This window comes from Flavitalea flava, assembly GCF_054461575.1.
The window spans coordinates 39,679-46,085 of record NZ_JBTLQH010000051.1 but is presented as its reverse complement, the minus strand read 5'-3'; the positions used below and the strand labels follow the sequence as shown (position 1 = coordinate 46,085).

At 47.8% G+C, this 6,407-nt stretch carries 6 protein-coding genes; 3 read left to right on the top strand and 3 right to left on the bottom strand.

All coding sequences use genetic code 11. The features are described from left to right. Together ACX0G9_RS27475 and ACX0G9_RS27470 are read left to right on the top strand one after the other, a co-directional pair. The coding region (locus tag ACX0G9_RS27475; protein WP_459068184.1) for an LptF/LptG family permease at positions 1–469 on the top strand (469 nt) is incomplete at its 5' end. Positions 470–661: 192 nt separating this feature from the next. Then, positions 662–1,987 carry a citrate (Si)-synthase, eukaryotic gene (locus tag ACX0G9_RS27470; RefSeq protein ID WP_459068183.1) on the top strand — a complete coding sequence of 442 codons (1,326 nt, stop codon included), beginning with the start codon at positions 662–664 and terminating at the stop codon, positions 1,985–1,987. Between the two features lie 46 nt (positions 1,988–2,033). On the opposite strand, the gene ACX0G9_RS27465 is transcribed toward ACX0G9_RS27470, so the two are convergent. After that, positions 2,034–3,203 carry a trans-sulfuration enzyme family protein gene (locus tag ACX0G9_RS27465; protein WP_459068182.1) on the bottom strand — a complete coding sequence of 390 codons (1,170 nt, stop codon included), beginning with the start codon at positions 3,201–3,203 and terminating at the stop codon, positions 2,034–2,036. A gap of 87 nt (positions 3,204–3,290) precedes the next feature. Continuing rightward, positions 3,291–3,713 carry an OsmC family protein gene (locus ACX0G9_RS27460; protein ID WP_459068181.1) on the bottom strand — a complete coding sequence of 141 codons (423 nt, stop codon included), beginning with the start codon at positions 3,711–3,713 and terminating at the stop codon, positions 3,291–3,293. Positions 3,714–3,780: 67 nt separating this feature from the next. Here ACX0G9_RS27460 and metX point away from each other — a divergent pair, with 67 nt between their 5' ends. After that, positions 3,781–4,791 (top strand): homoserine O-acetyltransferase MetX, encoded by a 1,011-nt coding sequence (gene metX / locus ACX0G9_RS27455; protein ID WP_459068180.1) that lies wholly within the window; start codon positions 3,781–3,783, stop codon positions 4,789–4,791. Between the two features lie 72 nt (positions 4,792–4,863). Here metX and ACX0G9_RS27450 read toward each other — a convergent pair whose 3' ends face one another. After that, positions 4,864–6,351, bottom strand: a complete 1,488-nt coding sequence (locus tag ACX0G9_RS27450; protein ID WP_459068179.1) for a TolC family protein — start codon at positions 6,349–6,351, stop codon at positions 4,864–4,866. Between the last annotated feature and the right edge of the window lie 56 nt (positions 6,352–6,407).

The window sequence follows — 6,407 nt, the reverse complement described above, 5'->3', positions numbered from 1 at the left end:
GCTGACTACCATAATCGAGCGGAAAATTGACGGGATCAAAGAAACAGTCGCAAAGATCGATACCCTGCATGTGAACCTGAATGTGCTTCCAAAGGAACTCAGAAGGGACGATTATCTTAAAGATAAACTTACCTCACCGGAGTTAAAACAGTTCATCCATATGGAAGAGATCAGAGGTTCGGAGGGCCTGAATACTTTTAAGGTGGAACGTTACCGCAGGGATGCTACACCTTTTTCAGTGATCATTATGACCCTTATCGGGGCCGTAGTTTCCTCCCGTAAGATCAGGGGAGGTAGCGGTCTTCACCTGGCATTTGGTATCGTTACCGCCTCCCTTTTCGTCGTGATGGACAAGTTTTCGGTTACCTTTTCTTCAAAGGGAAATCTTCCTCCCATGCTGGCCGCCTGGCTGCCTAACATCATATTTAGTTTCGTGGCGATCTGGTTATACTTTAAAACTCCCAAATAATGTTTGGCTAATCATTTGTTCTACAACGATCCTTGGCCTAACTTTACCCGTGTCAGAACCGTTCGCTGGGAACCACGGGTTCCCTGCCCGAAGGGCCATCATTAGAGAGATCCGGGCATATGGCTAAATTAAATAATAGCCGTATGACCTAACAAACTCTTCAATCCGAAAGAACATTAAAATAGTTTCGATATGGCAGTAATAAAGGACAGGTTTAAATCAAAAGCGGATGCTGTGGCAGCTGAGATCAAGGATTTATTAAAAGAGCATGGAAATAAGAAAATAGGAGAAGTTACCCTTTCTCAGATCTACCAGGGAATGCGGGGAATTACGGGTCTGGTGACGGAAACATCCTTATTGGATGCCCAGGAAGGGATCCGGTTCCGTGGATACTCCATACCGGATTTACAGACCAAATTGCCCAAGGCGCAAGGTGGGACGGAACCTTTGCCGGAAGGATTATTTCATTTAATGCTGCTGGGTGAATTACCGACGGATGAGGATGTGCAACAGATCACTGCTAACTGGCAGCGGCGCAGCCATGTGCCCAATCACGTATTTGCAGCGATCGAGGCCTTACCGATTGCCACTCATCCCATGACGCAGTTTGTAATAGCCATTATGGCACTTCAGACGGAAAGCAAATTTGCAGAAAGATATGCTGCAGGAATGAATAAAAAGGACTACTGGGAGGCTGTTTTTGACGATTCCATGGACCTCATCGCCCGTCTTCCCCGTGTGGCCGCCTATATATATCGTAGAAAATATAAGGGTGAGGATCACATCCATCCCAATGGTTTGCTGGATTGGGCAGGTAATTTTGCCCATATGCTCGGATATGAGGATGAGACCTTCCGGGAACTGATGCGGTTGTACATGACCATTCATGCAGATCATGAGGGAGGAAATGTGAGCGCCCATACTACCCATTTGGTGGGATCCGCTCTGGCCGATCCGTATTTGAGCCTTGCCGCGGGGATGAATGGACTGGCCGGCCCTTTGCATGGTCTGGCTAACCAGGAAGTGATCAAATGGATCCTGGAAATGCGGCAGGAGCTGGGAGTGGAATTACCCAGTCCGGAGCAGATCGGAGACTATGTCCGCAAGACCCTGAATGAAGGAAAAGTAGTTCCCGGTTATGGTCATGCCGTATTGCGTAAGACGGACCCACGGTTTACCGCTCAGATGGAATTTGGTAAGAAACATATCAAAGACGATTCCCTGGTTCAAACCGTATGGAATATCTATGAAACAGTACCTCCCATTCTTCAGTCCCTGGGAAAGATCAAGAACCCCTGGCCGAATGTGGATGCCCATAGCGGCGCCCTGCTGGTTCATTACGGCATGGTTGAATATGAGTTCTATACCGTCCTGTTCGGGGTTAGCCGGGCCTTGGGAGTACTAGCCAGTCTATGCTGGGACCGGGCCTTAGGTCTCCCTTTGGAAAGACCGAAATCCGTAACCACCGAACTCGTGAAATCCTGGTTGGCCGGGAAGGATGAAATCTGGGGGGATTAACCCCCCACCCCCTAAAGGGGGGAAAGAATGAGCCTGTGGCAATTTTTTATATTTTCTCCAGCGTTTGCAGAATATCCTGAAGGATATCATCCTTATGTTCCAGACCGACGGAAATGCGGATAAGACCAGGAGTGATATTGACGGCTTGTCTTTCTTCCGGCGTCAGCTTGGCATGTGTTGTACTGGCCGGATGAGAGGCGATGCTGCGGGTATCACCCAGATTAGCGGTTTTTGAAAGCATTTCCAGGTTATCCAGGAACTTCCTTCCACTTTCCAGACCTCCTTTTAATTCAAAGCAGAATATACCTCCGCCACTGTTCATCTGACGCTTAGCAATGGCATACTGGGGATGGCTGGGTAAAAAAGGATATCTCAGCCAGGAAATTTTTGGATGGGTCTCCAGGGCACTGGCAATAAAAAGGGCATTGGAGGCATGTCTCTCCATGCGTACATCCAGGGTTTCCAGGCTTCTGCTCAGGATCCAGGCATTAAAGGGCGACAAGGAGGGACCCGTGCTGCGGCAATACAGATAGATCTCCTTAATCAGTTCTTTTTTCCCAAGAATGACTCCTCCCAATACCCGCCCCTGTCCGTCGATCCATTTGGTTGCGGAATGAACGACCAGATCGGCTCCGTATTGGATCGGCGTTTGGCCGATAGGAGTGGCGAAACAATTATCTACATTCAGGATCAGTTTGTGTTTGCTTGCGATCTTACCGGCTGCTTCCAGATCGATGATATCGAGTCCCGGGTTGGTGGGGGTCTCCATATAGATCATCTTCGTATTCGGACGAATGGCGGCTTCCCACTGGTCCGGATCACCGGCATTTACATAGGTATATTCGATCCCGAACTTCGGAAGGTATTTGGTTATGACGGTATGGGTACTCCCGAAAATGGCATTGCAGGAGATCAGGTGATCTCCTTTCTTCAGAAGACCCATAAAAGAGGCGACTACTGCGCTCATGCCCGAGGCCGTAGCAAAACCTGCTTCAGCGCCTTCCAGGGCACACATACGATCTACAAACTCCTGTACGGAAGGATTACTGAACCGGCTGTATATATTATCATCCGTCTCATCTGCAAAAGCCGCGCGCATTTGCTCTGCGTCGTCAAAAACAAAACTGCTGGTCAGGTACAGGGGGGATGAATGTTCTCTTTCATCAGTGCGGTCAGTACGGATCCGTATGGCCTTGGTTATGCGATGTAGTGACATATAAAAACTGTATAATGTTTACGATGAATGTTGAATGACTATAAATTTTGAATGGTTATGAATTTTGAAGGATTATAAACGACCAGGCTAATCCACGATCCGGACTTCCCAACTTATTTGACAACGGGCCTCCTTTAAGGTGGCTGCAACTGAACAATATTTATCCATAGATAGTTCGCAGGCTTTTTGAGCTTTATCCGGATCGATCTTCCCTTTTAATTCAAAGACCAAATGAATGTTTTGCCAGAGGGATGGCTCCTTTCCGGGTTCTCTTTCACCTTCTACAAGCATATGGAAGCCTTCGACCACCTGCCGCTGCTTCTTTAAGATGGAGAGGATATCGATGCCGCTGCAGCCTCCGAGACCCATCAACAGCATTTGCATAGGGCGGATGCCGAAATTCAACCCCCCGGTCTCCGGGCTGCTGTCCATCCTGGCGATATGACCGGACGAATCCCTGGCTTCGAATCCAAAGTCCCCGTTTACCCTGTTAACCTCAATCTGTATCATAAAAAAGATTTTTGCAAATGTAATTCACCTATACGCTTAATTTGCATCGAAATAGAGAAACCGGCGAATGAAATATTATCATTATGAGCAGTCTTTTGACCTGGAATCCGGGCAATCGCTGTCTGGTATTAGGATTGCCTATCATACATATGGTCAGATAAATGAAGAGGGAAGCAATATAATTTGGGTATGTCATGCCCTTACGGCCAATTCCGACGTTGCCCATTGGTGGCCGGGAGTGGTCGGTCCGGGAGGACCTGTCGACCCTTCGCGGCATTTTATCGTCTGCGCTAATATCCTGGGCTCCTGCTATGGCAGTACCGGGCCCATGGAAGAGGATCCCCGGACCGGAAAGCCTTATTTTAGCCATTTCCCCCAGGTCACCATCCGGGATATGGTCAATGCCCATATTTTGCTGCGCAAACACCTGGGAATTAAAAAGATTCACCTGTTGATGGGGGGAAGCATGGGGGGGTACCAGGTTTTGGAATGGAGCGTAATGGAAAAAGAAGTGATTGAAAGATTATTCCTCATCGCCACTTCTCCTTCGGAAAGCGCATGGGGTATCGCCGTTCATGCCGCGCAGCGGCTTGCGATCGAGGCAGATGCCACGTGGAAGGAAGAGACTGCCGATGCCGGACGGAACGGCCTTAAGGCGGCAAGGGCCATTGGGATACTTACCTATCGTAATTACGGTATCATGGTCCGGAAACAAACCGATCCGGACAAAGAAAAACTAGACCATTTTAAGGCTGCTTCCTACATAAATTACCAGGGGGATAAACTGGTCAGCCGTTTCTCAGCCTATAGTTATTGGCTGCTTACCAAGGCTATGGACAGTCATCAACTGGCCAGGGGCCGTCATAAGAAAATGACGGAAATACTGGAGGCTATAACCCGGAAAACGCTGATCATCGGAATTGGCAGCGACATACTTTGTCCGGTGGAAGAGCAACGTTTTATTGCTTCCCATATGCCTGATGCCACCCTGGTTGAAATCGATTCCGCTTATGGGCATGACGGTTTTATGGTGGAAGGCCCGGATATTGCCGGTCATCTCAGGGATTGGCTGGATTAGAATTTCCTGGTCAGGACAGGCTTATGCTGACCATTTGCAGGCCATCTGCAGGATTTGTCGAAATTAAGGTTATCAGGGCATTTGCAAGCTCAATCTTCCCTGATAATAATCCAGGACCTTGGTCCGGAAAATATAGGTGTATTTGGCCTGTGCGAGACTTATATTAGCCCTGTCCGAATTGTTCTTGGCAATCACATAAACATCAGAATTGATCACTCCCTCATTGAACCGGATCTCGGTGGTCCGGAACGATTCGTTATAAGCAGCCGCCTGATCGATATAAGACTTATATTGTTTATAAGAGGATATCATATTCTGATAGGCTTGTTCGACGCTCTGCTGTAATAACAGGCGGGTGGAATTGGCATTGATCTCGGTATTCCGGAGATTGATCTTTGCCATTTTAACATTATTCCTGGCCCTGAGGAAATTTAAAATGGGAATGTTGAGCTGCAGGCCCAGGGACGTTTGCCTGTTGTTCTTGAACTGATCGCCCCAGCTTGGATTCTGGTTGCTATATTGTTGCTGCTGGGGAGCTATAACATCATATTGCGTACCACCTACGGTAACGATATTCCCTGTTATTAAATCTGTTTTTCCTGTTGGGATCTGGGTTGGGGGGGCCGCATTGGAATAATAGGAATTGACGTTGGCATAAAAAGAAAGGGTTGGATAGTACAGTCCCCTGGCTGCAGCCAGCGCTTTCTGATAGGATAAGATCCTCAGATCTGCGGATTTAATAGATGGGAGGGTATGCAGGGCCGTCTGATATATGCTGTCCGGATTTTCCTGGTAATCATTCAGCTGAAGCAACAAAGCGCTGCGGTCGTATTCGAGCTCCCTCTTATAAGGGATATTCAGCAATTGAAAGAGATTGATCTTTGCCGATTCCAGGTTACCCGCAGCAATAGCCAGATTGGCCTGGTCTCCGGCGTATTGCCCTCTGAGATCGGTAAGATTGGAGAGTAAAAGCAGCGCACCTTCTTTATTCTGGCCCTGCAATCGTTGCACTTGTTTGTCATCGATACCGGCCAGTTCACGGGAGATATTCAGGAGGTCCTGGCTGCTTAGGACCTGCAGGTAAGCCAGCAACACACTCAAGGTAATATTGTCCTTTTGCTGCTGCAGATCCATTTTGGTGGCTTTATAGGCATAATTATACTGACGTATGCTATTTTGCAAACTCAATCCGCTGAACAGGGTCAGATTGGCATTTGCCGAATAATTTCCGGAAACCGTCTGCTCGTCGGTATAGGTATAGGATTGGGTAATAAGACTGCGTCCAAAACCAATTCCCTGAGTGGCCTGAGCTGCAACATAAGGCAGCAGATTATCCCAGGCCTGATTGAGGTTTGTTCTACCAGTTTGGGACAACAGATCGGCCTGGTTGACCAGGAGATTGTTTTTGATGGCAATATCGACGGCCTGTCGGATGCTGAGCGAACTGCCTATTTCCGGAGAGCCGGTATTATTTGTGGTGTTTGTTTTGTTTTGTGCATGGGCCTTGTTCAGGGACAATAGTACAACCATTAATAAATAAAGAATCGCCTTCTTTTCCATAATTACATTTTACGCTTTATTTACGTTTGTTCTGCTTCGTGTTCTTTTCCTTTTGG